Here is a 25,251-nt window from a genome sequence, read left to right as displayed (position 1 = left end):
GGCGAGTTGAGGATTTGCCCCGCCCTCTCCTGAACAGCTGGTCAGGAGAGGGCAGGGCGGCACCGTGCGTCGGTCAGATGTCGCGGAAGATCTCGATCTGCGCTCCCACCGAGTTGAGTCGTTCCGCCAGATCCTCGTAGCCGCGGTTGATGACGTACACGTTCCGCAGGACGGACGTGCCCTCCGCCGCCATCATCGCGAGGAGGACCACCACCGCGGGGCGCAGCGCCGGCGGGCACATCATCTCCGCCGCGCGCCAGCGGGTGGGACCCTCGACCAGGACGCGGTGCGGGTCGAGGAGCTGGAGGCGGCCGCCGAGGCGGTTCAGGTCCGTGAGGTAGATCGCGCGGTTGTCGTAGACCCAGTCGTGGATCAGCGTCTGGCCCTGCGCGGAGGCCGCGATCGCCGCGAAGAACGGGACGTTGTCGATGTTCAGGCCCGGGAAGGGCATGGGGTGGATCTTGTCGATCGGGGCTTCGAGCTTCGAGGGGCGCACGGTCAGGTCCACCAGGCGCGTACGGCCGTTGTCGGCGTAGTACTCCGCCGTGCGGTCGTGGTCGAGGCCCATCTCCTCCAGGACCGCCAGCTCGATCTCCAGGAACTCGATCGGCACGCGGCGCACGGTCAGCTCGGACTCCGTGACGACCGCGGCGGCCAGCAGGCTCATCGCCTCGACCGGGTCCTCGGAGGGGGAGTAGTCCACGTCCACGTCGATGTTCGGCACGCCGTGCACGGTGAGGGTCGTGGTGCCGATGCCCTCCACCCGCACGCCCAGCGCCTCCAGGAAGAAGCAGAGGTCCTGGACCATGTAGTTCGACGACGCGTTGCGGATGACCGTCGTGCCGTCGTGGCGGGCGGCGGCCAGCAGCGCGTTCTCCGTCACCGTGTCGCCGCGCTCGGTCAGCACGATGGGGCGGCCCGGGGTCACCGTGCGGTCCACCCGCGCGTGGTACATGCCCTCGGTGGCCGCGATGTCCAGGCCGAACCGGCGCAGCGCGATCATGTGCGGCTCGATCGTGCGCGTACCGAGGTCGCAGCCGCCCGCGTACGGCAGCTTGAAGCCGTCCATGCGGTGCAGCAGCGGGCCGAGGAACATGATGATCGAGCGGGTGCGGCGGGCCGCCGTCTCGTCGATGGCGGCCATGTCCAGCTCGGCGGGAGGCACGATCTCCAGGTCCACGCCACCGTTGATCCACCGGGTGCGTACGCCGATGGAGCCCAGTACCTCCAGAAGGCGGTACACCTCCTCGATGCGCGCGACGCGGCGCAGCACCGTGCGGCCCTTGTTCAGGAGCGTCGCGCAGAGCAGCGCCACGCACGCGTTCTTGCTGGTCTTGACGTCGATCGAGCCGGAGAGGCGGCGGCCGCCGACGACACGGAGATGCATCGGGCCTGCGTAGCCGAGCGAGACGATCTCACTGTCCAGCGCTTCACCGATTCGGGCGATCATCTCAAGGCTGATGTTTTGATTGCCGCGCTCGATACGGTTCACCGCGCTCTGGCTGGTGCTGAGCGCCTCGGCGAGCTGCGTCTGTGTCCAGCCCCGATGCTGACGGGCGTCACGGATGAGCTTGCCGATGCGTACGAGGTAGTCGTCTGCCATGACGGCAGGCTATCTCACATATGAGATGCCGCATCCGGAGGGGTCCGATGGGGTGACGGTGCCTCAGTGGCGCTTGGCGCGGGTGGTGCGCCGCCAGCCGAAGGGGCCGGGGAGGTCCATCGAGGTCGTCCGGCGTCCCGTGCTGCTGTGCGTGTGCTTGGGGCCCTTCTTGCCGCCGGTCGTGACGGACCACGACTTCTTGTTGATGTTCAGCCGTACGCCGGGCAGGATCCGGAAGCTCTTGCGGAATGTGAGCGGCATGGTGTGCCCCCTTCTCGTCCTTACTGGCCGTCCGCTCCCAGGTACCCCGGATGCCGGTCGGTACGCCGAACGCCCTTGCGGCCGGGCCGGGTTCGGGCGGGGGGCCGCGCCGGGCCGCTTCCCGGGCGGGCCGCCCGGGCCGCCTGCCGGACGGCTCGGGCCGGGCGTCACTGAATCCGCCGGGAGGGGGCACACGCCCTCCGGGCATGACCGTCCCGCGGTCATGTACTAGAGTTATCTCGACATCGAGATATCTGCCGAGGCGTGCCGCAGCCGCCCGGGACCGGTAAGGGTTACCTAACTTAGCCTGACCTTAGCGGATCGGCCAAGAGGGCGTGGCGGCAGGATGCGGTGGTACGCGCACATGAATGAAGGAGACTGTCGTGTCGGCGAACAGCTTCGACGCCCGTAGCACGCTCAGCGTGGGCGACGAGTCCTACGAGATCTTCCGGCTGGACAAGGTGGAAGGCTCGGCCCGCCTTCCGTACAGCCTCAAGGTCCTGCTGGAGAACCTGCTCCGTACCGAGGACGGCGCGAACATCACCGCCGACCACATCCGCGCACTCGGCGGATGGGACTCGCAGGCCCAGCCCAGCCAGGAGATCCAGTTCACGCCGGCCCGCGTGATCATGCAGGACTTCACCGGCGTGCCCTGCGTCGTGGACCTCGCCACCATGCGCGAGGCCGTGAAGGAGCTCGGCGGCGACCCGGCGAAGATCAACCCGCTGGCCCCGGCCGAGCTGGTCATCGACCACTCCGTCATCGCCGACAAGTTCGGCAGCAACGACGCGTTCGCGCAGAACGTCGAGCTGGAGTACGGCCGCAACAAGGAGCGCTACCAGTTCCTGCGCTGGGGCCAGACCGCCTTCGACGAGTTCAAGGTCGTCCCGCCCGGCACCGGCATCGTCCACCAGGTCAACATCGAGCACCTGGCGCGTACGGTCATGGTCCGCAACGGCCAGGCGTACCCCGACACGCTGGTCGGCACCGACTCCCACACCACCATGGTCAACGGCCTCGGTGTGCTCGGCTGGGGCGTCGGCGGCATCGAGGCCGAGGCCGCGATGCTCGGCCAGCCGGTCTCCATGCTCATCCCGCGCGTCGTCGGCTTCAAGCTGACCGGTGAGCTCACGCCCGGCACCACCGCCACCGACCTCGTGCTCACGATCACCGAGATGCTCCGCAAGCACGGCGTCGTCGGCAAGTTCGTCGAGTTCTACGGCGAGGGTGTGGCGGCCACGAGCCTCGCCAACCGCGCCACCATCGGCAACATGTCGCCGGAGTTCGGCTCCACCGCCGCGATCTTCCCGATCGACGGCGAGACCCTGAACTACCTCAAGCTCACCGGCCGCTCCGAGCAGCAGGTCGCGCTCGTCGAGGCGTACGCCAAGGAGCAGGGCCTCTGGCTCGACCCGGCCGCCGAGCCCGACTTCTCCGAGAAGCTGGAGCTGGACCTCGCGTCGGTCGTCCCCTCGATCGCCGGCCCGAAGCGCCCGCAGGACCGCATCGTCCTCGCGAACGCCGCGCAGAAGTTCGCGCAGGACGTCCGCAACTACGTCGAGGATGACGACGAGGCGGGCAAGGAGTCCTTCCCGGCCTCCGACGCCCCGGCCAGCAGCAACGGCGTACCGTCCCGCCCGACCACGGTCACCGCCGCCGACGGCTCGACGTACGAGATCGACCACGGCGCCGTCACCGTCGCCGCGATCACCTCGTGCACCAACACCTCGAACCCGTACGTCATGGTCGCCGCCGCGCTCGTCGCGAAGAAGGCCGTGGAGAAGGGCCTGACCCGCAAGCCCTGGGTCAAGACCACCCTCGCGCCCGGCTCCAAGGTCGTCACCGACTACTTCGACAAGGCGGGGCTCACCCCCTACCTCGACAAGATCGGCTTCAACCTCGTCGGCTACGGCTGCACCACCTGCATCGGCAACTCCGGCCCGCTGCCGGAGGAGGTCTCCAAGGCGGTCAACGAGCACGACCTCGCGGTCACCTCGGTCCTCTCCGGCAACCGCAACTTCGAGGGCCGGATCAACCCCGACGTCAAGATGAACTACCTGGCCTCCCCGCCGCTGGTCGTCGCGTACGCCATCGCGGGCTCCATGAAGGTGGACATCACCAAGGACGCGCTCGGCACCGACCAGGACGGCAAGCCGGTCTTCCTCGAAGACATCTGGCCGACCGAGGCCGAGGTCAACGACGTGGTGGCGAACACCATCGGCGAGGACATGTTCAACAAGTCCTACCAGGACGTCTTCGCGGGCGACGCCCAGTGGCAGGCCCTGTCGATCCCCACCGGCAACACCTTCGAGTGGGACGCGCAGTCCACCTACGTGCGCAAGCCCCCGTACTTCGAGGGCATGACGATGGAGACCAGCCCGGTCTCCGACATCACCGGCGCGCGCGTGCTCGCCAAGCTGGGCGACTCGGTCACCACCGACCACATCTCCCCGGCCGGCGCCATCAAGGCCGACACCCCGGCGGGCAAGTACCTCACCGAGCACGGTGTGGAGCGCCGTGACTTCAACAGCTACGGCTCGCGCCGCGGCAACCACGAGGTCATGATCCGCGGCACGTTCGCCAACATCCGCCTGCGCAACCAGATCGCGCCGGGCACCGAGGGCGGCTACACCCGCGACTTCACCCAGGCGGACGGCCCGGTGTCGTTCATCTACGACGCCTCGCGCAACTACATCGAGCAGGGCACCCCGCTGGCCATCCTGGCGGGCAAGGAGTACGGCTCCGGCTCGTCCCGCGACTGGGCCGCCAAGGGCACCGCGCTCCTGGGCGTCAAGGCCGTCATCGCCGAGTCGTACGAGCGCATCCACCGCTCGAACCTCATCGGCATGGGCGTCATCCCGCTGCAGTACCCGGAGGGCCAGACCGCCGAGTCCCTCGGCCTGACCGGCGAGGAGGCCTTCTCCTTCACCGGCATCACCGAGCTGAACGAGGGCACCACGCCCCGTACGGTCAAGGTCACCACCGACACCGGTGTGGAGTTCGACGCGGTCGTCCGCATCGACACTCCCGGTGAGGCCGACTACTACCGCAACGGCGGCATCCTGCAGTACGTACTGCGCAGCCTGATCGCCAAGTAGGCGCTCCGGCAGGGCATCAGAGGGCCGCACCCCCGCGGGACGGGGGGTGCGGCCCTCCGCTCTTGCCGCACCTTTAAAAGACTGCGCAGTTCCCCGCGCCCCTGAAAGACAAAAGACTGCGCCGTTCCCCGCGCCCCTATCGGGGCGAAGGCGCAGCCGAGCCTTCAGGGGCGCGGGGAACTGCGCGGCCGGCCACAAAGGGCCCGCACTTTTCAGAGGCCGCAGCGGATGCGCGAACGCACGGCTCGGGCTCAGGTCCTGCACAGGGGGCTCCCAGGCGAATGGGACAGGATCACCACATGTCTGGCACCCGGAGCGAGCCCGTACGCGTACTGATCGTCGACGACGAGCCAGGTCTGACCGAACTGCTCTCCGTGGCCGTCACGGAGGCAGGCTGGCGTCCCTACCCGGCCCCGGACGGACACTCCGCGCTGCGCGTGGCCCGCGCCCGCGCCCCGCACGCCGTCGTCCTCGACGGAATGCTCCCCGACCTGGACGGCATCCAGGTCCTGCGTCGGCTGCGCCAGGAGAACCCGAAGCTGCCTGTCCTGATGCTCACCGCGCGCGACGCGCTGGAACACCGCATCGACGGCCTCGCCTCCGGCGCCGACGACTACGTGACGAAGCCCTTCTCCCTGGAGGAGGTCGTCCTGCGGTTGCGCGCGCTGCTGCGGCGCTCCGGCGCCGCCGACCCCAGGTCCGGCGCTTCCGTACTCGCCCTCGGGGACCTGGTGCTGACCGAGGAGACCCGGGAGGTGCACCGCGACGGTACGCGGATCCAGCTCACCGCCAAGGAGTTCGACCTGCTCGGCCTGCTGCTGAGCCACCCGCGCCAGGTGCTGAGCAAGACACAGATCCTCGATCGTGTGTGGAGCAGTTGCTTCGACGGCGGAGGGAACCTCGTCGAGGTCTACATCTCCAGCCTCCGCCGCAAGATCGACAGAGGGCGGACGCCGATGATCCACACCGTACGCGGCGTCGGGTACGCCATCAGACCGCCGGGGGACGGCAGATGAGGCCGCGCCTGCCGGAGCGGCGCTCCCTGCGCACCCGTCTCCTGCTCTTCATCGGCGTCACCCTGGTCGTCGTCTGCGCGGCGATGGCGCTCACCACCGTCCTCGCCCAGCGCGCCTACCTGATGGGCAACCTCGACGAGCGCGTCACCGACGCCGCCGAGCGCAGCCAGGGCGGACTGCAGCGCCGCACGGGCGACGACACGGACCTCGGCTTCCTGAACGAGCGCGGCCAGGCGGTCGGCACGCTGGCCGCCCGCTTCGACGCCGACGCCGACAGGACAGAGGCCGGGACCGGACAGGTCATCGCGGCCCAGGTCGTCACGGACGACGGTACGCAGCAGACCCTCACCGCCGCCCAGCGCGCGGCCCTGGACGGCATCCCTACCGACGGCTCCCTGCACACCCGGACCATCCCCGGCCTCGGCACCTATCGAGTGACCGCCATCGCGGGCGACGGCGTCCCCGTGCTCACCGGGCTCCCGATGGACGACGTACAGGACATGATCGGTGGCCTGGTCCTGATCGAGGCCGTCGCGGGGGCACTCGGCCTGGCCGCCGCGGGCATGGTCTGCGCCGTGGTGATACGCCGTCAGCTGCGCCCGCTCGGCAGGGTGGCCGCCACCGCCGTCGAGGTCTCACGCGTCCCGCTGGGCCGGGGCGCGGTCACCGGCCTCACCCGGGTACGCGAACGGGACACCTACCCCGGCAGCGAGGCCGGGCAGGTCGGCGCCGCGCTCAACCGCATGATCGACCATGTGGAGTCCTCGCTCGCCGAACGCCAGCGCAGCGAGGAACGCATGCGCCGCTTCCTCGCGGACGCCAGCCATGAACTCCGTACGCCGCTCGCGTCCATCGCCGGATACGCGGAACTGATGAACCGCGGGACCCAGCGGATCGAGCCCACGCTGGCCTGGCGGCGGGTCTCCGCCGAGTCCGCGCGTATGACGGGCCTCGTGGAGGACCTGCTGCTGCTCGCCCGGCTCGACGAGGGGCGCCCGCTCCAGTCGTCCGAGGTCGACCTCGCGGCGCTGGTCGCCGAGGCGGTGTGGGACGCGCGGGCGGCGGGCGACGGTCACGACTGGCAGCTGGCGCTGCTCCTCGACACCCCGGCGCTCGTCCTCGGCGACGAGGCCCGCCTCCACCAGGTGGTGGCCAACCTGTTGGCCAACGCGCGGGTGCACACGCCTGCCGGCACGACGGTCGTCGCCTCGGTGGAGGCCACGGAGGCCCACTGTGTGATCCGTGTCCGCGACGACGGGCCCGGTATCCCGGCGCATCTGCTGCCCGCGGTCTTCGAACGCTTCACGCGGGGTGACGTGTCCCGGTCCCGGAACGCCCCCGCCGACGGTGGCTCAGGCCTGGGCCTCGCCATTGTCGCGGCCATCGCGACTGCCCACAGTGGCCACATAGACGTGCAGAGCGCGCCGGGTCGGACGGAGTTCACGCTCACGCTGCCGCCGTCCCCTGCGCTCCTGGAAGCACCCTCGGCGACTGCTCGGCCGGCGCTGGCCACGGGCACACCACGCCCGGACGCCGGCTGACCACCGACCAGGACGGGGTCCTCCCCGGGGTGGGGGCAGAGCCCGCGGGCCGGAAGCCGTGTGCGGGTGCGTGGGGGCTGGCCGCGCAGTTCCTCGCGCCCCTTAGGGGCGGGGCCCGCGGGCCGTGCGTTTTGTGCGGGTGCGTGGGGGCTGGTCGCGCAGTTCCCCGCGCCCCTTGGGGGTGGGGTCTGCGGGTCGTGTGTCCTGTGCGGGTCCGTGGGGGTTGGCCGCGCAGTTCCCCGCGCCCCTCAAAGGCGGGGCTGCGCCCCGGCCTTTGCCCCTCAGGGGCGCGGGGAACTGCGCAGTCTTTTGTCTTTCGCCCTTAAGGGGCGCGGGGAACTGCGCGGCCAGCCACAACGCACCCGCACCCAACCCGACGACCCTCACCCCCCCACTTCAGCCAAGCCTCAGGTTGTTGTCGCACAGTCGTCTCGCGCGGCCGTCCGCAAGGGGGCGGTCCACGGCGAAGAAGGAGCCCGTCGCGATGACCGAGCCCGACACCGAGGAGCCCGCGGCGCAAGCGTCCGCGGCACAGGCGCCGCAGACAGGGCGTCAGGCCCACGCGAGCCGCCGGAACTTCATGCGCAAGGTGTTCTTCGCCAGCGGCGCCACCGCCGTCGCGACGATGGGCGGCGCCGGCGCCTGGGCCGCCCTCGCCGCCGACGAGACCGATGCCACCGCGTCGGCCACCCCGAGCGGCACCCCCACCGGTGCCCCCACCGGCACCCCCACCGGAGGCCCCGGCGGAGCCGGAAGCCCCGGCAACCAGTCCATCACCGAGGACTTCTTCGGCCTCACCACCGACGGCAAGAAGATCGACGACCTCTTCACGGTCCACTCCGAGGGCGTCGCGACCGCCCCGGTGATCGCCGCGGCCGACGCCTTCCTGGCCGGACTGAGCGCCACACAGAAGTCGGCGACGCAGTTCACCGTGCACTCCACCGAGTGGCGGCTGTGGAGCAACGTCGACGCCTACGACCGCCAGGGCGTCTCGATCGCCGACCTCTCCGACGAACAGCAGGCCCTCGGCAAGGCCCTGCTGAAGTCGGCGCTCAGCGCCGACGGCCTGGAGACCACGGAGAAGATCCGCAGGATCAACCAGGCGGCGGGGGAGGCGATCGGCAACACGGACTCCTTCAACGAGGAGGCCTTCTACTACACGGTGCTGGGCACGCCGTCCGCCACCGAACCCTGGGGCTTCCAGTTCGACGGGCACCACCTGGTCGTCAACTACTTCGTGCTCGGCGGCCAGGTCGTCATGAGCCCCTGTTTCTGGGGCTCGGAGCCGACCGAGATCGAGATCGACGGCACGACCGTCTCCGTGTGCAAGGAGGAGGTGAGGGCGAGCCTCGCCTTCATCAACTCCCTCACCGCGGCCCAGCGCACGGTCGCGGTCGAGTCCACGACCAAGTCGAACGAGTCCATGAAGGCCGGCGCCTTCGCCGACAACGCCGTCCAGGAGTACACCGGCATCCGCGGCACGGCCCTCACCGCCGCCCAGAAGTCCAAGCTCCTCGGCATCGTCGAGGCCTTCGCCGGCCGGGCCAAGGCCGATGTCGCCAAAGCCCGGCTGGCCGAGGTGCGGGCCCACCTGAACGACACCTACGTCACCTGGGCGGGCGGCATCGCGGACGACTCGGCCTTCTACGTCCGGGTGCACAGCCCGGTCGTCTGGGTCGAGGTCGACTGCCAGGCCCCCGGCCCGCTCGCGGGCGCGTACGGCGCCTCGCAGGGCAGCGGCGCCACCCAGATGCACGTCCACTCCGTCATCCGCACCCCGAACGGCAACGACTACGGGAAGGAGCTCCTGCGACAGCACTACCTGACGTCCCCCCACCACCGCTGAGCCACCTCCGACGCCCCCTGGGCGTCTTGGAGTCACCCGTCATCGTGAGGGCCGCACCCGTCCGGGTGCGGCCCTCACGCGTCAGCCGTTTACATGTGCATCGCGCCGCGCTAGCTTCGACAGCACGTGGGGTGGGAGCGCTCCCACCCAGGGGTGGACCGGAACCCGCCCCGGGACCGCCCCCACCCCATACATCCCGCACGTACACCACGCGCACCCCACACGGCCTGTGAACGAAGGGATGGTCAGCACTGTCATGCGCCTGACAACCACTCCGGCCCCACCACCCGAGCGCCCCCCACGCCCTCCACGCCCCTCACCGCTCCGCGGCTTCCCGCTGCCCGCCCGCGGCAGAGCCTTCCTCCTCATCCTGCTGGCCCTGGTCGTCACGGTCCCGGCCCTCGGCCTGGTCGTCTCGGCGGGCGGCGAGGCCGAGGCCCACGGCACCCCGATGAAGCCCGCGAGCCGCACCTTCCTGTGCTGGCAGGACGCGCTCACCGACACCGGTGAGATCAAGCCGATCAACCCGGCCTGCAAGGCGGCCCAGCAGGTCAGCGGCACGACGCCGTTCTACAACTGGTTCTCGGTGCTGCGCTCCGACGGAGCCGGCCGGACCCGAGGCTTCGTGCCCGACGGCGAACTGTGCAGCGGCGGCAACACCAACTTCACCGGCTTCAACACCCCGAGCGCCGACTGGCCGCTCACCCATCTCACCTCGGGCGCGACCGTCGACTTCTCCTACAACGCCTGGGCCGCGCACCCGGGTTGGTTCTATGTCTACCTCACCAAGGACGGCTACGACCCGACCAAGCCGCTCACCTGGAACGACATGGAGGCACAGCCGTTCCTGAGCGTCGACCACCCGCCGCTGAACGGCTCCCCGGGCACGGTCGAGGCCAACTACTCCTGGTCCGGGCGGCTTCCGGCGGGCAAGTCGGGCCGCCACCTCGTCTACATGGTCTGGCAGCGCTCGGACAGCGCGGAGACCTTCTACTCCTGCTCCGACATCGTCTTCGACGGCGGCAACGGAGAGGTGACGGGCATCCACGACCCGGGCAACCCGACCGAGCCCCCGGCCGGCGCCTGCTCCGCCGCCCGCCGTACGACTGGCAGCTGGTCCGGCGGCTACCAGTCCGAGGTGACCGTCACCAACAGCGGGGACGTGCCGCTGCTCGGCTGGATGGTCGACTGGTCGCTGCCGGCCGGGCAGTCCGTGGCCAGTCTCTGGAGCGGCAACGCCACGTACAGCGGTCAGGACGTGATGGTCCACAACGCCGACTGGAACGGGTCGCTCGATCCGGGCGAGAGCACCACGTTCGGTTACGTCGTCCAGGGCTCCGGAGGTGATACGGCGACCGCCCTGCCGTGCCGACCGGGCTGAGGTGATCGGGGACCTGCCCCGGCTGCTCCGGGGCGGGGTCCTCCCGGGCTGCTCTGGGCGGACCCGGTGGCCGTAATCCACCGGGTCCGCGAGCCGGGCAGGTCGGGGGAATGCCTGGCCGGAGGGGATGAGGTCGTGCGGGCCACGGACGCGACAACGTTGTCCGCTGGTCCGAAAACGACTCTACCTCCCCAACGGAGCACGCAGCCAACGCAGTTGGAATCTTGAGCCACTTCTGAGGTTGGTACGGTCTCCGGCGGGAGGGCTCATGAACGAGCGGGACACGGTACGGCGCCCGGCTGCCGTCTGCCTGGCGCTGGTGATGCTGCTGTCGCTGGGCGGACTGACCGGCTGCGGCAGTGTCATGGACACCGGGAAGAAGTCGTCGATCGAGGTGCCGGACCTGTTCTATCTCCGGCCGCACGGCGACGACTCCGGGCCCGAGAGGAAGGTGCCCTTCCATGTCCGGGCCGAGGACGTGACGTCCAGGAGCGGTTACGAGGCGCAGGACCACCGGCTCATCGTGGACGTCACCGGGTCCGGCCGGACCGTACGGCTCAAGACCTCGAAGATCCGCAAGAAGAACCCCAGGTGCTCCGGGACCGACACCCGGGTCGTCTGCAAGGTGAGCGGTGCGTACGACAGCTGGTCCGACCTGGACCGCGTCTATCCGTACGCGGCCCCGGACGGCCGGCCCGGCGACAGCGCGAAGGTCCGGTTCCGGTTCACCACTCCGAAGGGGAAGACGCTCACCGCCCGCACCCGGGTCGTCGTCGGCGAGCCCGTCGTGCAGGTGCGCACGACGAAGGTGTTCGAGGACGTCGCACCCGGCTCCGTCCTCAGCACGCCGCTGGTGGTCCGCAACGCCGGGGAGGTGCCCGTGCGGGGCGTCGGCCTGGAACTCGCCGTCGCCGAGGGCCTGGGTTTCAAGAGCCTGTACCGCAACTGCCGTTATTCGGGGTCGCGTCCCTCCCTCGCGGTGTGCGAGTTCCCCGACCTGCGCATACCGCCCGGGGAGGCGGTCACCCTCGACCCGGTCCTGCGGCTGGAGGTGGCCGACACACAGATGCGCACGTCCTTCGGCCGGCAAGCATGGGCTTTGGACATGGGCCCCGCGAAGGACAGCACCGTACCCGAGGGCGGCGAGCCCGGCGACGGCCCGCGGCTGACGGCGGGGACCGCCAGGGGCGCCGATCTGAAGGGGACCTTCGCGGGCGGCGACGTGGACAGCGCGGTGCGGGTGGACACCTACGCCGACTTCGAGGTCGGTGTCGAGCTGAGCAGCGAGCGCTCCGAGCACACCGCGCACCTGAAGGTCCGCAACAACGGGCCCGCCGACCCCGGCACCACCCGGCTGCTGTTCACCCCGCCACCGGGCGCCACCGTGGTCGAGCAGCCTGAGGAGGCCATCGACGAGGACGTGTACCAGCCCTCCTGCGAGCTGGAGAAGGGCACATATTCCTGCCCCGTGCGGAGCGGGCTCGAAGCGGGGGAGTCGAGCACCTTCGACTTCACGTTCCGTCTCGACGGACCGGGCGAGGGCAGCGTACGGGTGATCGACGCCACCGGCACCGACCGCCGCGACCCCGACCCCGCCAACGACACGGCACCGGTTACCGTCCTGCCGTAACCGATGCCGTGTGCGGGTGATGCGGGCCGGGCCGGGTCAGCCCAGCAGTTCCACCTCCGCCAGCGTCGCCTCACCGTCGAGGACCAGGCGGTACTTCGCGTACGTGCCCGGTGCCGCCACCGAGAAGGCCCGCGTCTGCTTGTCCCAGGCGAAGGACTGCCCGGACCGCTTGTCGAGGTCCTTCCACGTGGTGCCGTCGGACGAGCCCTGCAGGACCCAGCCCTTGGGGGCCTTGGCCCCGTCGGCCGACGTCAGCGTGTACTGCACGGCCTTGACCGGGTCGGCGGTCGGCAGGTCCGCGGACGTGACGGTGGCACTCGTGCCCGACGTGTTGTCGAACAGCGGGCCCTCGCCCTTGACGGCGTCGGTCCGGGGAGCCGGCACCTTGTCGTCCTGCGTGATCGACACGGGCGCCGCGTTCTTGCCGGTGCCCCACGAGGACGGCTTCGACCCCATGTCGAACTCGATCACCGCGCCGCGCGAGATCACCGAGTGCGGCAGCGAGGTCGACGTCCACTTCTTGCCGTTGACCTTCAGGCCCTGCACGTAGACGTTCTTCGCGCTGTTCTTCGGGGCCTTCACGACGAGGTCCCGGCCGTTCTCCAGGTGCACGGTCGCCTTGGTGAACAGCGGTGAGCCGACGGCGTACTCGCCGCTGCCCATGACCAGCGGGTAGAAGCCGAGCGAGGAGAAGAGGTACCAGGCCGACTGCTCGCCGTTGTCCTCGTCGCCGTGGTAGCCCTGGCCGATCTCGCTGCCCGTGTAGAGCCGCGAGAGGACCTCACGCACGTTCTTCTGGGTCTTCCAGGGCTGGCCGGCCGCGTCGTACATGTAGTTGACGTGGTGGGCCACCTGGTTGGAGTGCCCGTACATGCCCATGCGGACGTCGCGGGCCTCGGTCATCTCGTGGATGACGCCCCCGTACGAGCCGACGAACTCGGGTCCGGCGGTCTCCGGGGTGCCGAAGTACGTGTCCAGCTTCTCCGCGAGGCCCGACCGGCCGCCGTAGAGGTTGGCCAGCCCGCGCGAGTCCTGCGGCGCGGTGAACGCGTACCCGTAGCCGTTGGTCTCCGTGTAGTCGTAGCCCCACACGCGCGGGTCGTACTTGTCGGAGGCCACCCGCCAGTCGCCCTTGGCGTCCCGGCCCTGGAAGAAGCCGGCCTTCGGGTCGAAGAGGTTGACGTAGTCCTGGGCGCGGTTGAGGAAGTACGCGGCCTCCTCCTTGTACTTCTTCTTGCCGGTCTTCTTGTAGAGCGCCTCGCCCATCTTCGAGATGCCGTAGTCGTTGAGGTAGCCCTCCAGCGCCCACGACAGGCCCTCATGGGTGTCGGTGCTCGTGTAGCCGATGAAGGGCGAGGTGGTCATGCCCTTGCGGCCCACACCCGAGGAGGGCGGCACGACGGTCGCGTTCTTCACGGCCGCGTCGTACGCCGACTCCGCGTCGAAGTCGACGCCCTTGACGTACGCGTCCGCGAACGCCACGTCGGAGGACGTGCCGGTCATCAGGTCCGCGTAGCCGGGCGAGGACCAGCGCGAGGTCCAGCCGCCGTCCTTGTACTGCTGCACGAAGCCGTCGACCATCTCACCGGCCTGGCCGGGCGTCAGCAGCGAGTAGGCGGGCCACGTCGTGCGGTAGGTGTCCCAGAAGCCGTTGTTGACGTACACCTTGCCGTCGACGATCTTCGCGCCGGTGTGCGTCGGGGTGTCCGGGCCGGGCATCGCCGAGAACGGCGAGGCGTACTGGTACTTGCCGCCGACCTTCTCGAAGCCGGAGTTCGGGTACAGGTACAGCCGGTAGAGGCTGGAGTACAGCGTCGTCAGCTGGTCGGGGGTCGCGCCCTCGACCTCGACCTTGCCCAGGATCTTGTCCCACGCCTGCTGGGCGCGCGACTTGACCTTGTCGAAGGACGTGCCGTCCGGGATCTCCTGGCGGAGGTTGTCCTTCGCCTGGTCGATGCTGATGAGCGAGGTGGCGATGCGCAGGGTCACCGTGCGGTCGGCGCCGGGCTTGAACTTCAGATAGCCCTTGACCCCCGAGGAGCTTCCCTCGGTGACGGGCGCGTCGAAGGTCCCGTACACGAAGAGGCGGGTGGCGCCCGTCGACAGCCCGGACTTGACGTCCGAGTAGCCGGTGAAGGTGCCGCTCTCCTTGTCGAGGGTCAGGCCCGCCTGGTCCGTGACGTTGTCGAAGAGGACGTTCGCGTCGTCACCGGGGAAGGTGAAGCGCAGGGCCGCCGCGTGGTCCGTCGGCGTCATCTCCGTCTTCAGCCCGTTCTCGAACGTCACACCGTAGTAGTACGGGCGCGCCGTCTCGTTCTCGTGCTTGAAGGGCAGCGCGCGGGCGGTGCGGCCCGTCTCCGGGGTGCCGGACGCGGCCGACGGCATCACCTGGAAGGTCTGCCGGTCGCCCATCCAGGGGCTCGGCTCGTGGCTCGCGCTGAACGCCTGGACGGTCGGCAGGTTGTCCGCGTTGTTGGAGCGCGCGTAGTCGTACAGCCAGCTCAGCGAACCCGCGTTCGTCACCGGGGTCCAGAAGTTGAAACCGTGCGGCACGGCCGTGGCCGGGAAGTTGTTGCCGCGCGAGAAGCCGCCGCTGGAGTTGGTGCCGCGGGTGGTCGACGCGTAGTCCGAGAGATGCGCCTTCGGCTTCCCGGGCTTCTGCACGCTCAGCTTGACGTCGTCCAGCCAGCCGCGGAACTTGGCGGGCCCCTTCGGGGAGTCGTACGCGAGCAGGATGCGGTCGACGGTCCGGCCGGCCGCGACCGAGCCGATCCGTGAGGTGACGTTGTTCCACTGGTTGACGTACAGCACCTTCGAGGCGCCCTGGCCCTGCGGTGTCAGCGCGAACCCGTGCTGGTCCTGGGCGCGCAGGTCGCTGAGGTAGGTGCCGTCCGTGAAGGCGAGGTCGACCGACACGTTCGTGGCGTCGTAGTCCCGGTCGCCGTCCGCCATCGACGGGAAGATCCGGTACGCCAGCTCGGTGTCGCGGCCGACGGCCACGTTCACGTCGAAGACCTTGTTGTACGAGTAGGCGCGGCCGTCCGCCTGGTGGGTGCCCGCGTACCGCAGCGCCTTCTTGCCGGTGAAGCCCGCGCCCGCCTTGGCCGTCGGGGAGCCGCTCGGACCGCGGTCCACGAGGGACAGCATGTCCTTGGGCGTGGGCTCCTCCTCGTCGCCCGTGGAGAACTGCACGTCGGCGAGCTGCAGGGCGTCCGAGGCGCCCTTGTTCTTGGTGATGTCGAGCCGGAAGTGCGCGTACTCGGCCGGTTCGCCGAGCTTGTACGTCTTCGTCTGGAACCGCTCGGCGAAGGACTCACCGGTCCGGGTGTCGAGGGTCTTCCAGTCCTTGCCGTCCGTGGAGCCCTGGAAGGTCCAGTCGACGGGGTCGCGCTCGTCGTGGTCGTTGGCCGACGTGAGCGCGTACGACAGCAGTTTGACGGGGGCGTCCAGATCGAACTCCACCCAGCCGGTGGGCGCGAAGGTCAGCCACTTGGTGCTGGGCTCGACATCGGTGAGGTTCTCCTTCACCTCGCCCCCGCCGGTGTTCTCGGCGCTCGCGCGGACCTCCGTGACGTGGTCCGTCACATTGCCGGGGATGCCGCTGCTGAAACCGCCGTCGACCCCCGAGGCGCGCTTGGTGCCGTCCGCCGAGATGTCGACCGTGTTGAGCCAGTCGGGTGCGGGTTCACCCGTCTCGAAGGAGGAGGCGAACTCCCGATCAGCCGCCGCCGCTTCACCGGGACGGGCTACGGCGGCGCCCTGCGAGGCCACCACCAGTGCGAAGGCGGCGGCCCCGAGGACCGCCGTGGAACCCCACCCGTGCCTCGTTCCGAGCCGGGATCTGTACGGAGACCCTTGCCGAGATCTGTGGTGCATGCGCCAGCACCCTCCCTGTCACGTGCGCCTGGACAACGTTGTCAAATTCGCTGCGCAGGTCCAGTAGGGAGTCAAGTGACCATTGATGTCAAGGGTGTTGTATGTGGCGTACGGGGGTACCCCCGACAGCCGACTCGACGGCCCCTCGTGGGCCGGCCTGTCGGCTACCTGTTCGGGCACTGATCGTTGCCTGATCACCCGCTGTGTGACAAGCCTGCGGGCAGCTCATATTTCCGCGAGGTCTCACTTCGGGAAAGAGTGTCGGCCAACTGTGCATTCGATCTTGCTCCGTTGGCGGGAAGTGGACTATACCTGTCGGCGTCCGCCCGATCGTTCGACCGGTCGCGGGCAGGAAGTCGCCGGCAGACGAGGGGGCGCGGCCAACAGCGACGTGCCGCGCATTCCTGCGGTTACCGGTATTCCAGGCACGATCCAGCTCTACTGATGTTCCCTCGCTCAAGCGCCGGGCAGTTCGTCCGACCTGTTTTTCCTGCCGGGGGACCGGGGGTTTCCCCCGGGTAATGCAGTACCGACCGCGGTGCCGGGGAGGGTCCGGTTCACCGCCTGAGTCCTGAAGAAGGCGAGGACTTGAGCATGGGATCCACTTCCGCACACAACGACCGCGAGGGTGTCGGCCGGCGCGACCTGATCAAGCGGTCCGCCGCGCTCGGTCTGATCACCGTACCCACGATGGGCTTTCTGTCCGCGTGCGCCAGCGGCGACAGCGGTGGCGACGAGAAGGTCGACAAGGGCAAGAAGACCAAGGAGAACCCGCTCGCCGTCAACGAGAGCGCGCCGCTGGAGATCGTGATCTTCGACGGTGGCTTCGGCACGCAGTACGCCGAGGACGCCAAGGCGGTCTACGAGAAGAACTTCCCCAAGGCGAAGGTCAAGTTCTCCTCGACCCAGAAGATCCAGTCGGTCCTGCAGCCGCGCTTCAACCAGGGGACCCCGCCGGACCTGATCGACAACTCGGGTGCCGAGCAGATGGACATGGGCGTCCTGGTCGGCAAGAAGCAGCTCGCCGACCTCACCCCGCTGCTGGACGCGCCGTCCATCGACGACCCGGCCAAGAAGGTCCGCGACACCCTGCGCCCCGGAATCGTCGAGATGGGCCAGTTCGACGGCGACCCGGTCTGGATCATGTACTACGCGTACACCGTCTACGGCGTGTGGTACTCCCAGAAGGCGCTGGACGGCCTGGACGCGGAGTACCCGGAGACCTGGGACGACATGCTCGCGGTCTGCGCCAAGGCGAAGAAGAAGGGCATCGCGGGCTGGACGTACGCGGGCAAGTACCCGTACTACGTCCCCTTCTCGCTCTACCCGATGATCGCCAAGGTCGGCGGCCGTGAGGTCCTGGACGCCATCGACAACCTGGAGCCGAACGCCTGGAAGCACCCGGCCGTCAAGACCTGTTTCGAGGCGTACTACGAGCTCTACAAGAAGGGCTACATCCTCAAGGGCACCCCGGGCCTGGACCACATCCAGTCCCAGACCGCCTGGACCGAGGGCAAGGCGCTCTTCATCCCGAACGGCTCCTGGGTGGAGAACGAGGCGGCGAAGACCATGCCGAAGGACTTCGACCTCGCGGTGAACGCGCCCAGCGGCATCGACAGCTCGGACAAGATGCCCTTCGGCACCATCTGGGCGTCCGGCGGCGAGCCCTTCATCGTCCCCGCGAAGGCCAAGAACAGCGAGGGCGGCATGGAGCAGCTGCGCATCATGCTCGGCGAGGCCTCGTCGAAGAACTTCACCTCGTCGGTCAAGTCGCTGACCGCCTTCAACGGCGGCACCGACGGCATCGAGCTGACGCCGGGTCTGAAGTCCGGTGTCGCGGCCCTGGACAAGGCCGGCGACAACGTGGTCAACCCGCGTATCCAGGACTGGTACGTGGCGCTCCAGAAGGAGAAGATCGGCGTCGGCGGCCTCGGCGAGATGATGGCCGGACGCCTCACCCCGGTCGAGGCCATCAAGAAGATCCAGGGTTACGCCGACGAGGCGGCCAAGGACGACAGCATCCAGCACTACAAGCACCAGTGAGCGATGCCGGGGTCCCGGGCGGTGTCCGGGGCCCCGGCCGTCGTTGTGCGGCGTCGACGGCAGCCCCCGCGGGAAGATCGGGTCGGTAGGAATGCAACACGGCAAATACCGTTTCATCGTGGGGTTCTTGACGGCCCCCCTGGCCATTTACGGCCTGTTCGTCATCTGGCCCTTCATCCAGTCCATCTACTACTCGTTCACGGACTGGAGCGGTCTCAGCCCCGAGTTCAAGATGGTGGGCTTCAAGAATTACACGAGACTGCTGGACGACGAGGTCTTCTGGAAGTCGTTGCAGCACAGCGTGATGCTGGTCGTGCTGCTGCCGCTGGTGACCCTCACCATGGCGCTGTTCTTCGCCTTCATGCTCAATGTCGGCGGACGGCGCCGGAAGAATGCCGCGATCGCCGGTGTACGCGGATCCGCCTTCTACAAGGTGGTCTATTTCTTTCCGCAGGTGCTGTCGATCGCGATCGTCGCGCTGCTGTTCCAGTTCGCCTACAACCCCAACAGCGGTGCGATCAACTCCTTCCTGAAGGCGATCGGTCTGGAGAGCGTGCAGCCCGACTGGCTCGGCGACCCGGACCTCGCCCTGTGGTGCATCTTCGCGGTCCTGGTCTGGTGCACCGTCGGATTCTTCGTGGTGCTCTTCTCCGCGGGAATGGCCTCCATCCCCAAGGACTACTACGAGGCGGCGCTGCTGGACGGCGCGAACCGCATCACGACCTTCTTCAGGATCACCCTGCCGTTGCTCTGGGACACCGTGCAGTCCGGCTGGGCCTACGTGGGCATCCTGGCGCTCGGCGCGGAGTCCTTCGCGGTCGTGCAGATCATGACCGTGGGCCCCGGCGGTCCCGATTACTCGACGACCGTCCTGCCGCTGTACGTCTACCAGAAGGCGTTCCGCGACGGCCAGGCCGCCTACGCGACGACGATCGGTGTCGCCCTGCTCTTCGTGACGCTGCTGTTCGTGGCGGTCGTGATGAAGCTGGGCCGGCGCGAGCGGCTGGAGTACTGATGCGCACCGAGTTCACCGAGCCGCGAGGAGGCCACGCATGAAGACGACCGACACGCCTCCCGCCGACACCACGGGGGAGCGGCCACCCGTCGCCAAGACGGCGCCCGCAGCCGCGCCGAAGGAGAAGGCCACCGGCAGGACGCTCAACGTCTTCTCGCACGGCTTCCTGATCCTCTGGGCGTTCATGGTCGCGATGCCGCTGCTCTGGGCGGTGATGACCTCCTTCAAGACGGACAAGGAGATCTTCAGCTCGCCCTGGGCGCTGCCGGACTCGCTGCACTTCGACAACTGGTCGCGCGCCTGGACCGAGGCGAACATGAGCGACTACTTCCTCAACACGATCATCGTGGTGGGGTTCTCGCTCCTCGGCACCATGCTGCTGGGCTCCATGGCGGCGTACGTCCTCGCGCGCTTCGAGTTCCCCGGGAACCGCTTCATCTACTTCCTCTTCATCGGAGGGATGAGCTTCCCGATCATCCTGGCGCTGGTCCCGCTGTTCTACGTCATGCAGAACCTCTCCCTGCTGAACACGCTGCCCGGACTGATCCTGGTCTACATCGGCTACTCGCTGCCGTTCACCGTGTTCTTCATGACGTCGTTCTTCCGCACCCTGCCGACCTCGGTGGCCGAGGCGGCCTTCGTGGACGGCGCCTCGCACACCAGGACGTTCTTCCAGGTGATGCTGCCGATGGCCAAGCCCGGCCTGATCAGCATCACCATCTTCAACTTCCTGGGGCAGTGGAACCAGTACCTGCTGCCGACGGTGCTCAACACCGAGCCGGAGAACAAGGTGCTCACCCAGGGCCTCGTCCAGCTCGCCGTCAGCCAGGGCTACAAGGGCGACTGGTCCGGGCTGTTCGCGGGCCTCGTGATGGCGATGCTGCCCGTGCTGGCCGCGTACATCGTCTTCCAGCGCCAGGTCGTGCAGGGGCTGACCGCGGGAGCGCTCAAGTAACGGACGGGTCATCGGTTCGGTTTGCGAGGGTGGTCCCGGAATGGAGCCGGGGCCACCCTCGCGGCACGGGCGCCGGCAGGCCCCTCTCTTGCTCAACCTCTTGACGGGAGTCGACGCCAACGGCTCTGCTTAGAGTTCACTAGTTGGACATAGACGGGGTCTCACCGAGGCGACCCCGTACGCAGGAGGTCGTCGTGGAGACTCCGGGGTCGCAGTCGTCGCTGCACCGAGCCAATCTCGAACGGGTCGTACGCGCGGTGCGCCTGGCCGGGTCGCTCACGCAGGCGGAGATCGCGAGGACGACGGGCCTGTCCGCGGCCACGGTCTCCAACATCGTGCGGGAGCTGAAGGACGGCGGGACGGTCGAGGTCACGCCCACCTCGGCCGGTGGCCGAAGGGCCCGCAGCGTCAGCCTGAGCGGTGACGCCGGCATCGTCATCGGCGTCGACTTCGGCCATACGCATCTGCGGGTCGCGGTCGGCAACCTCGCCCACCAGGTGCTGGCCGAGGAGTCCGAGCCGCTCGATGTGGACGCGTCCGCCGCGCAGGGCTTCGACCGGGCGGAACAGCTGGTCAACCGCCTGATCGCGGCCACCGGCGTGGAGCGCTCCAAGGTCGCCGGGGTGGGTCTCGGCGTACCCGGGCCGATCGACGTGGAGTCCGGGACGCTCGGCTCCACCGCGATCCTGCCGGGCTGGACCGGCACCAAGCCCGCGGAGGAGCTCCAGGGGCGTCTGGGGGTCTCCGTGCACGTCGACAACGACGCCAACCTCGGAGCCCTCGGGGAACTCGTCTGGGGGAGCGGCAGGGGCGTCCGTGACCTGGCGTACATCAAGGTGGCCAGCGGTGTCGGCGCCGGGCTCGTGATCAACAGCAAGATCTACCGCGGCCCGGGTGGCACAGCGGGAGAAATCGGGCATATTACTCTTGATGAGTCCGGCCCGGTCTGCCGCTGCGGAAACCGCGGCTGCCTGGAGACCTTCGCGGCGGCGCGCTATGTGCTGCCGCTCCTCCAGTCCAGTCATGGCACGGATCTGACCATGGAAGGTGTCGTACGGCTGGCGCGGGACGGAGACCCTGGCTGCCGTCGGGTGATCGCCGACGTCGGCCGACATATCGGCAGTGGAGTGGCGAATCTGTGCAACCTGCTCAATCCGAGCCGGGTGGTGCTCGGCGGTGATCTCGCCGAGGCCGGAGAGCTCGTGCTGGGACCCATCAGGGAGTCCGTCGGCCGCTATGCGATCCCCAGTGCGGCGCGTCAACTATCCGTTCTGCCAGGGGCACTTGGCGGTCGGGCGGAGGTCCTCGGGGCACTCGCCCTCGCACTCGGCGAGATGGGCGATTCAACCCTTTTGGACGGATCGCTCACTGCTGTAACACCTGCCTTCACTTAGAGAACGGATGGCAGCGTTGCCATTCCGTTAAGGATTTACTTCTTGACGTCGCACGTGCGGCCGAGTTGACTTCCAGCCACCTCGGCCGCAACGTCGCGGCCTCGTCAGGGAGGTTTCTGAAGTGAACACGCGTATGCGTCGCGCCGCCTTTGCCGTTGCCGCTGGTGCGATGGCCGTCTCGCTGGCTGCCTGTGGCAGCGCCGAGGAGTCCGGCGACAAGAGCGACTCCACGAAGTCCGCCGCCAAGGGCGACAACATCAAGGTCGGCCTCCTCCTTCCGGAGAACCAGACCGCGCGGTACGAGAAGTTCGACAAGCCCTTGATCGAGAAGAAGGTCAAGGAGCTCACGAACAACAAGGGCGAGATCGTCTACGCCAACGCCAAGCAGGACGCCACCACGCAGTCCCAGCAGGTCGACACGATGATCACCAACAAGGTGGACGTGCTGATCGTGGACGCGGTGGACTCCAAGGCCATCGCCAACGGCGTGAAGAAGGCCAAGGACGCCGGCATCCCCGTCGTCGCGTACGACCGCCTCGCCGAGGGCCCGATCGACGCCTACACCTCCTTCGACAACGAAGAGGTCGGCCGCGTGCAGGGCAAGGCGCTCCTGGAGGCCCTGGGCGACAAGGCCAAGCCCTCCGCGAAGATCGTCATGATGAACGGCGCGGTCACCGACCCGAACGCCGCCCTCTTCAAGAAGGGCGCCCTCTCCCAGCTCGACGGCAAGGTGGACATCGCCAAGTCGTACGACACCAAGGAGTGGAAGCCGGAGAACGCCAACGCCAACATGGAAGGCGCCATCTCGGCGATCGGCAAGGACAAGATCGTCGGCGTCTACTCCGCCAACGACGGCATGGCCGGCGGTATCATCACCGCCCTCAAGGCCGCGGGCGTCTCCCCGCTGCCGCCCGTGACCGGCCAGGACGCGGAGCTGGCGGGTGTGCAGCGCATCGTCTCGGGCGACCAGTTCATGAGCGTCTACAAGTCCTACCCGCAGGAGGCCGACGTCGCCGCGCAGATGGCCGTCGCGCTCGCCAAGGGCGAGAAGCTCGACTCCATCGCCAAGGACTCGGTCGACAGCCCCACCACCAAGGGCGTCCCGTCGGTGCTCGTCCCGGTCGTCTCGCTGACCAAGGACAACATCAACGACACCGTCATCAAGGACGGCATCTACACGATCGACGAGATCTGCACCGCCAAGTTCAAGTCCGCCTGCAGCAAGGCCGGCCTCAACTAGGTCATGGCAAGTCCCTTACCGCGTACGGGAATTCGCACCACTGAATTCCCGTACGGGCCTGTGGTCCGCGAAAATCGGTCCATGAGGGACGGTCGTACCCGAAGCCCCTCCGGCGCCCCGCAACCACCAGCCCCGCAGCTAGGGCGGGGCGCCGGACGGAACACTTCCACCCCCCCAAACTCTTCTGCACAACCTCCCGCCGGGTCAGGCGGCGAAGGAGATGGTTAACGTGTCCGCTACGCCTGTTCTGGCGTTGCGCGGGGTCTCGAAGCGATTCGGTGCCGTTCAGGCGCTCACCGACGTAGAGCTTGAGGTCCACGCCGGTGAGGTGGTCGCCCTGGTCGGCGACAACGGCGCCGGAAAGTCCACGCTGGTGAAAACGATCGCCGGCGTGCACCCGATCGACGAGGGTGTCATCGAATGGGACGGCAAGGCCGTCCAGATCAACAAGCCGCACGACGCCCAGCACCTGGGTGTCGCGACGGTCTACCAGGACCTCGCGCTGTGCGACAACATCGATGTCGTCGGCAACCTCTACCTGGGCCGTGAGCTGAAGAAGCGCGGCATCCTGGACGAGGTCGAGATGGAGCGCCGCTCGCGCGAACTGCTCCAGACGCTGTCGATCCGCATCCCCAGCGTGCGCATCCCGATCGCCTCGCTCTCCGGCGGTCAGCGCCAGACCGTGGCCATCGCCCGCTCCATGCTCGGCGAGCCCAAGCTGGTCATCCTCGACGAGCCCACCGCGGCCCTCGGTGTCGAGCAGACCGCCCAGGTCCTCGACCTGGTCGAGCGGCTGCGCGAGCGCGGCCACGCCGTCCTGCTCATCAGCCACAACATGGCCGATGTGAAGGCCGTCGCCGACAAGGTGGCCGTGCTCCGGCTCGGCCGCAACAACGGCGTCTTCGAGGTCAAGGCGACCTCGCAGGAAGAGATCATCTCCGCCATCACCGGTGCCACGGACAACGCCGTGACCCGCCGTGCGGCGCGCAGCAACGGGGAGGCTCAGAAGTGAGCATCGACAAGACCTCCGCCAGCACGGACGAGCACGCCGTCGCGAACCCCGAGGCCGCCGCCGACGCGGTGACCGTGGTCGACCCCCGGCTGCTCGTGCGCGAGCAGGGCCTGGCCGGCTACGTCGGCGAGTTCAAGCGCAAGATGAAGGGCGGTGACCTGGGCTCCGTCCCGGTCGTCATCGGCCTGATCGTCATCTGCATCATCTTCCAGAGCCTGAACTCGGCCTTCCTCTCCGCCGAGAACCTCAACAACATCGCCGTCGCGATGGTCGCCACCGGCATGATGTCGGTCGGCATCATCTTCGTGCTGCTGCTCGGCGAGATCGACCTGTCGGTCGGCTCGGTCAGCGGTGTGGCGGGTGCCATCACCGCCGTACTGAGCGTCACGCACGGGGTGAACGAGTGGCTGGCCGTCCTCATCGCCCTCGCGAGCGGTGCGGCCATCGGCGCGCTCCACGGCTTCTTCTTCGCCCGCATCGGCGCCCCCGCGTTCGCGGTCACCCTGGCCGGCCTGCTGTTCTGGCTCGGCTTCATGCTCCAGATCCTGGGCGAGAACGGCACCATCAACATCGACGGTGACGGCGTGGTCGGCAAGCTGACCACGTACTACTTCTCGGACGTCGCGGCCGCCTACGGCCTCGCGATCGTCGCCGTGGTGCTCTTCTTCGTCACCAGCTTCCTGGACAGCCGCCGCCGCGAGGCCGCGGGCATCCCGTCCCGGCCGCTGGGCGACCTGATCCTGCGCACCGCCCTGCTCGCGGTCGTGGCGTTCGCCGCCGCGATCATGTTCAACCAGTACAAGGGCCTGCCGCTCGCACTGCTGCTCTTCATCCTGGTCCTGGTCCTGAGCGACTTCGTCCTGCGCCGCACCGGCTACGGCCGCAAGATCTTCGCGCTCGGCGGCAGCGTCGAGGCGTCCCGTCGTGCCGGTATCAACGTCACGGCGGTCCGTGTCTCGGTCTTCGCCCTGGCGGGCTTCTTCGCCGCCGTCGGCGGTCTGTTCTGGGCCTCGAAGATCGCCGCGGCCAACCAGAGCGCGGGCGCGGGTGACCTTCTGATGAACGTCATCGCGGCGGCCGTCATCGGTGGCACCAGCCTCTTCGGCGGCCGCGGCCGCACGTGGAACGCGCTGCTCGGTGTCATGGTGATCACCTCGATCCAGTACGGCCTCGCCCTGGAGGGCATCGCCACACCGGTCCAGTACATGATCACTGGTGGTGTGCTTCTGGCCACGGTCGTCATCGACTCGATCACGCGCAAGACGCAGAAAACCGCTGGCCGCGCGTAGGGATTCGTGGTTGCCCCTCAGGTCGGGGGGCTTGCTGTTCGTGGGGGGCTG

16 protein-coding genes are annotated in these 25,251 nt (G+C 68.6%); 13 read left to right on the top strand and 3 right to left on the bottom strand.

The window, feature by feature from the left end:
• Positions 1-73 precede the first annotated feature (73 nt).
• Together J8N05_RS31875 and J8N05_RS31870 are read right to left on the bottom strand one after the other, a co-directional pair.
• A complete protein-coding gene (locus J8N05_RS31875; protein ID WP_210888940.1) occupies positions 74-1,603 on the bottom strand; it encodes a helix-turn-helix domain-containing protein in 1,530 nt (509 codons plus the stop codon).
• Between the two features lie 63 nt (positions 1,604-1,666).
• Entirely contained in the window at positions 1,667-1,864 is a 198-nt protein-coding gene (locus J8N05_RS31870) for a DUF4236 domain-containing protein (protein ID WP_210888939.1), read from the bottom strand.
• Between the two features lie 383 nt (positions 1,865-2,247).
• Here J8N05_RS31870 and acnA point away from each other — a divergent pair, with 383 nt between their 5' ends.
• From acnA to J8N05_RS31840, 6 genes are all read left to right on the top strand, one after another.
• Entirely contained in the window at positions 2,248-4,962 is a 2,715-nt protein-coding gene (gene acnA, locus J8N05_RS31865; protein WP_282108179.1) for an aconitate hydratase AcnA, read from the top strand.
• A gap of 299 nt (positions 4,963-5,261) precedes the next feature.
• Complete coding sequence (locus tag J8N05_RS31860) at positions 5,262-5,978, top strand: response regulator transcription factor (protein ID WP_210888936.1); 717 nt, start codon at positions 5,262-5,264, stop codon at positions 5,976-5,978.
• On the top strand, positions 5,975-7,519 hold the full coding sequence (locus J8N05_RS31855; protein ID WP_210888934.1) for a sensor histidine kinase: 1,545 nt from the start codon (positions 5,975-5,977) through the stop codon (positions 7,517-7,519). The genes J8N05_RS31860 and J8N05_RS31855 overlap by 4 nt, the downstream gene beginning before the upstream one ends.
• Before the next feature lie 484 nt (positions 7,520-8,003).
• A complete protein-coding gene (locus J8N05_RS31850) occupies positions 8,004-9,365 on the top strand; it encodes a DUF3500 domain-containing protein (RefSeq protein WP_210888932.1) in 1,362 nt (453 codons plus the stop codon).
• Between the two features lie 256 nt (positions 9,366-9,621).
• Positions 9,622-10,746: a lytic polysaccharide monooxygenase auxiliary activity family 9 protein gene (locus J8N05_RS31845; RefSeq protein ID WP_210888931.1), complete on the top strand. Its 1,125-nt coding sequence runs from the start codon at positions 9,622-9,624 to the stop codon at positions 10,744-10,746.
• A 268-nt stretch (positions 10,747-11,014) separates the two neighbouring features.
• Positions 11,015-12,376, top strand: a complete 1,362-nt coding sequence (locus J8N05_RS31840) for a DUF11 domain-containing protein (RefSeq protein ID WP_247706586.1) — start codon at positions 11,015-11,017, stop codon at positions 12,374-12,376.
• Positions 12,377-12,412: 36 nt separating this feature from the next.
• Here J8N05_RS31840 and J8N05_RS31835 read toward each other — a convergent pair whose 3' ends face one another.
• Positions 12,413-16,252, bottom strand: coding sequence for a GH92 family glycosyl hydrolase (locus tag J8N05_RS31835; protein WP_210888930.1), 3,840 nt, complete (start codon positions 16,250-16,252; stop codon positions 12,413-12,415).
• A 594-nt stretch (positions 16,253-16,846) separates the two neighbouring features.
• Here J8N05_RS31835 and ngcE point away from each other — a divergent pair.
• From ngcE to J8N05_RS31800, 7 genes are all read left to right on the top strand, one after another.
• Positions 16,847-18,295, top strand: a complete 1,449-nt coding sequence (gene ngcE, locus J8N05_RS31830) for an N-acetylglucosamine/diacetylchitobiose ABC transporter substrate-binding protein (RefSeq protein ID WP_210888929.1) — start codon at positions 16,847-16,849, stop codon at positions 18,293-18,295.
• A 91-nt stretch (positions 18,296-18,386) separates the two neighbouring features.
• On the top strand, positions 18,387-19,310 hold the full coding sequence (locus J8N05_RS31825) for a carbohydrate ABC transporter permease (RefSeq protein WP_210888928.1): 924 nt from the start codon (positions 18,387-18,389) through the stop codon (positions 19,308-19,310).
• A gap of 37 nt (positions 19,311-19,347) precedes the next feature.
• Positions 19,348-20,265 carry a carbohydrate ABC transporter permease gene (locus tag J8N05_RS31820; RefSeq protein ID WP_210888927.1) on the top strand — a complete coding sequence of 306 codons (918 nt, stop codon included), beginning with the start codon at positions 19,348-19,350 and terminating at the stop codon, positions 20,263-20,265.
• A gap of 194 nt (positions 20,266-20,459) precedes the next feature.
• The gene (locus tag J8N05_RS31815) at positions 20,460-21,659 is read left to right on the top strand and encodes an ROK family transcriptional regulator (protein ID WP_210888926.1); all 1,200 of its coding nucleotides are present in this window, start codon (positions 20,460-20,462) and stop codon (positions 21,657-21,659) included.
• A gap of 133 nt (positions 21,660-21,792) precedes the next feature.
• On the top strand, positions 21,793-22,899 hold the full coding sequence (locus J8N05_RS31810; protein WP_210890525.1) for a substrate-binding domain-containing protein: 1,107 nt from the start codon (positions 21,793-21,795) through the stop codon (positions 22,897-22,899).
• A 220-nt stretch (positions 22,900-23,119) separates the two neighbouring features.
• Positions 23,120-23,911, top strand: a complete 792-nt coding sequence (locus J8N05_RS31805; RefSeq protein WP_189777611.1) for an ATP-binding cassette domain-containing protein — start codon at positions 23,120-23,122, stop codon at positions 23,909-23,911.
• Positions 23,908-25,200 carry a sugar ABC transporter permease gene (locus tag J8N05_RS31800; protein ID WP_210888923.1) on the top strand — a complete coding sequence of 431 codons (1,293 nt, stop codon included), beginning with the start codon at positions 23,908-23,910 and terminating at the stop codon, positions 25,198-25,200. The genes J8N05_RS31805 and J8N05_RS31800 overlap by 4 nt, the downstream gene beginning before the upstream one ends.
• Positions 25,201-25,251: the final 51 nt, after the last annotated feature.

The organism is Streptomyces liliiviolaceus (genome assembly GCF_018070025.1).
In the GTDB taxonomy this organism is placed as follows: Bacteria; Actinomycetota; Actinomycetes; order Streptomycetales; family Streptomycetaceae; genus Streptomyces; species Streptomyces liliiviolaceus.
This window is presented reverse-complemented; position numbering and strand designations above follow the sequence as displayed.

Coding starts and splice junctions, on each gene's coding strand:
- J8N05_RS31875 (WP_210888940.1), bottom strand. CDS start 1,603: ATGGCAGACGACTACCTCGTACGCATCGGCAAGCTCATCCGTGACGCC.
- J8N05_RS31870 (WP_210888939.1), bottom strand. CDS start 1,864: ATGCCGCTCACATTCCGCAAGAGCTTCCGGATCCTGCCCGGCGTACGG.
- J8N05_RS31860 (WP_210888936.1), top strand. CDS start 5,262: ATGTCTGGCACCCGGAGCGAGCCCGTACGCGTACTGATCGTCGACGAC.
- J8N05_RS31855 (WP_210888934.1), top strand. CDS start 5,975: ATGAGGCCGCGCCTGCCGGAGCGGCGCTCCCTGCGCACCCGTCTCCTG.
- J8N05_RS31850 (WP_210888932.1), top strand. CDS start 8,004: ATGACCGAGCCCGACACCGAGGAGCCCGCGGCGCAAGCGTCCGCGGCA.
- J8N05_RS31845 (WP_210888931.1), top strand. CDS start 9,622: ATGCGCCTGACAACCACTCCGGCCCCACCACCCGAGCGCCCCCCACGC.
- J8N05_RS31840 (WP_247706586.1), top strand. CDS start 11,015: ATGAACGAGCGGGACACGGTACGGCGCCCGGCTGCCGTCTGCCTGGCG.
- J8N05_RS31835 (WP_210888930.1), bottom strand. CDS start 16,252: ATGCACCACAGATCTCGGCAAGGGTCTCCGTACAGATCCCGGCTCGGA.
- ngcE (WP_210888929.1), top strand. CDS start 16,847: ATGGGATCCACTTCCGCACACAACGACCGCGAGGGTGTCGGCCGGCGC.
- J8N05_RS31825 (WP_210888928.1), top strand. CDS start 18,387: ATGCAACACGGCAAATACCGTTTCATCGTGGGGTTCTTGACGGCCCCC.
- J8N05_RS31820 (WP_210888927.1), top strand. CDS start 19,348: ATGAAGACGACCGACACGCCTCCCGCCGACACCACGGGGGAGCGGCCA.
- J8N05_RS31810 (WP_210890525.1), top strand. CDS start 21,793: ATGCGTCGCGCCGCCTTTGCCGTTGCCGCTGGTGCGATGGCCGTCTCG.
- J8N05_RS31805 (WP_189777611.1), top strand. CDS start 23,120: ATGGTTAACGTGTCCGCTACGCCTGTTCTGGCGTTGCGCGGGGTCTCG.